Source organism: Moheibacter sediminis (genome assembly GCF_900176425.1).
GTDB lineage: Bacteria > Bacteroidota > Bacteroidia > Flavobacteriales > Weeksellaceae > Moheibacter > Moheibacter sediminis.
On the sequence record NZ_FWXS01000020.1, the window covers coordinates 1 to 2,047 of the forward strand.

Here is a 2,047-nt window from a genome sequence, read left to right on the forward strand (position 1 = left end):
GAACCCGTCCAGGTAGTCCACATGCTTGATGGTATTGTTGGGGGTGTCGTGCACTGTTTTCTTTATCTTTTGACCTGCTGCATTGTAAAAATACTTGATGCTCCCGTTATTACCAAAATAAATGTGGGTCGGAAAGTTCAGGTGGTTGTAAAGTATTTCTTTACAGTAACAAAAACGGAGAATGCAGTAGAAAAAACGGACGATGCAGTAAGAAGAACGGAGAGTGGAGTAGCAAGAACGAATTTTATATCAATATTTATAATACACTAGGTGATGGTAAAAAAGTATTCAGGGGATTTAAAGAAATAAAACCAAAAGAAACAATCTTTGGATTGTTTCTTTTTTCTTCTTTCATATTTTCTAACCCTCTGAAAATCAATTTTAATTTCTTTTTAAATTACCATATCAACACTTCTGATACATCACCCATTGCTGAACTTGAACAGCTCGAAGAAAGTAAAAAGCAGACGCTGTACGATCTCATTGATACTTACATCCGTGACGCTAAAACTAGGGCTACTTATAAATGAAAAACCAACCCGAAGGTTGGTTGGAAGTTATTTCTTTTTACAAGTAAATGTTTTTAAATAATTTTCAAATTCAGGAACTTTTCCCTTGGGAACCCCCTCATAACCAATAGATGGCCAATAACGTTCTTTTTTAAATTTAATTTGCTTCCAATATAATCCATTATGAATTCCTTCTAAAACAATAGTATCCGCTACTATAAAATCGTTCCATATATCATTATTTATATAATCTTCAGCATTAACATTTACTTCTAAATATTTTCCAGTGCTAATAAATATTTTTTGATTTTGTTTATTAGAAAAATATATTATGTCTGAATGATGGCCAATTAATTTCTCCTGTTCAAAATCTTTATCTAAAGTAATTTGATAAGTATTTGTTGGTAATTTAACCTTCCTGATATTACTTGCACAATTATAAAATGTTATAATAATTATTAAAATTACAGTATGTTTTATTCTAATCATAATTTCTAATTTTATTGTGTAACTACTTGAATAGAATAAGATCTTATTATAAAATCGACCGTTGGGTTTCCTGATCCATTTCTAATAAGACTATTGCCCTTTAGTAAACTTTGCCCATTATAATTCGATCTTAAAGGTGCTCCTAATTGTCCTCTTATCTGATTCTCTATATAAGAGCCTCTAATTTCCTCTATTTCAATACCATTTATTCTTTGACCATTTAACAATCCATAATTAGAATCCCATCCGTGTCCTAATTCATGCCCTAAATTTGTTGTTGGATTAAAATCTGTACCTCCAACAACATTTAATGTCCCAAATGCTGGATCTGAAGGATTCCAATAAATTGTTCCCCCAGAACCAAAAGCTGTAAACTCTCCTCCATTTGTAGATCGTATAAATGCTCTTGCATTATTTTCATTGTCGGGAACAAATTCATTTTTACCTTTTCTATTGCCAGGATTAAATGAGGCATTTGATATATTAAAATTATAACCTGAATCTTGAAGAACTGAGAGCATCTCTCCCCCTGTAGCTGTACCGCCCAATGTATTTAAAGAATTAACAGATTGTTTTAAGAATGAATTTGTGATTTTCGTACTTCCGTCTTTTTTTATTTTTACTCCATCGCCTGTATAAGCAGAACCGTCTGCATTCAATAACTGACCATCTTGGTACAATACTCTGTTTTCATTGTTTTTTCCAAAGTTTATCCAGATACTATCTCCTTTGACGTCTGTAAATCGTGTTGGATTATTACCTGCGTAATGATATGGAGAAGCATTAGGATATTTTTCAGCGAATCTATCAATTTTATTAAATCTGGCTGTTGCTGGGTCATAGTCACGCCATCCATACGCATAGGTGTTGAGATTTAATTCATCCTGTAGTTCTTTCCCGTTGTACTTATACTGGTAATCGGTTTTGAGGACATAAGTAGGTCTTGCGGTGTTTTCCATATTGTCTACAAGCTCATACTTTTGTTTGGGGTCGGCGTATGTGGAGTGCTTCAATCCGAATGGGTAATAATGGTTCTCTTCCATTATTTT

At 32.9% G+C, this 2,047-nt stretch carries 3 protein-coding genes; 1 reads left to right on the forward strand and 2 read right to left on the reverse strand.

Going from position 1 to position 2,047, the window contains the following annotated elements; genetic code table 11:
• On the forward strand, nt 1-270 hold a 270-nt coding region (locus tag B8977_RS15160), incomplete at its 5' end, for a hypothetical protein (RefSeq protein ID WP_221405794.1).
• Nucleotides 271-557: 287 nt separating this feature from the next.
• Here the strand turns inward: B8977_RS15160 and B8977_RS14915 are convergent.
• On the reverse strand, nt 558-998 hold the full coding sequence (locus B8977_RS14915; protein ID WP_084019071.1) for a hypothetical protein: 441 nt from the start codon (nt 996-998) through the stop codon (nt 558-560).
• Nucleotides 999-1,009: 11 nt separating this feature from the next.
• A partial coding sequence (locus B8977_RS14920; protein ID WP_221405795.1) for a M91 family zinc metallopeptidase occupies nt 1,010-2,047 on the reverse strand: 1,038 nt, incomplete at its 5' end.

What these genes read in the sequence shown, in the direction of transcription:
- B8977_RS14915 (WP_084019071.1), bottom strand. Translation starts at nt 998, where the DNA reads ATGATTAGAATAAAACATACTGTAATTTTAATAATTATTATAACATTT.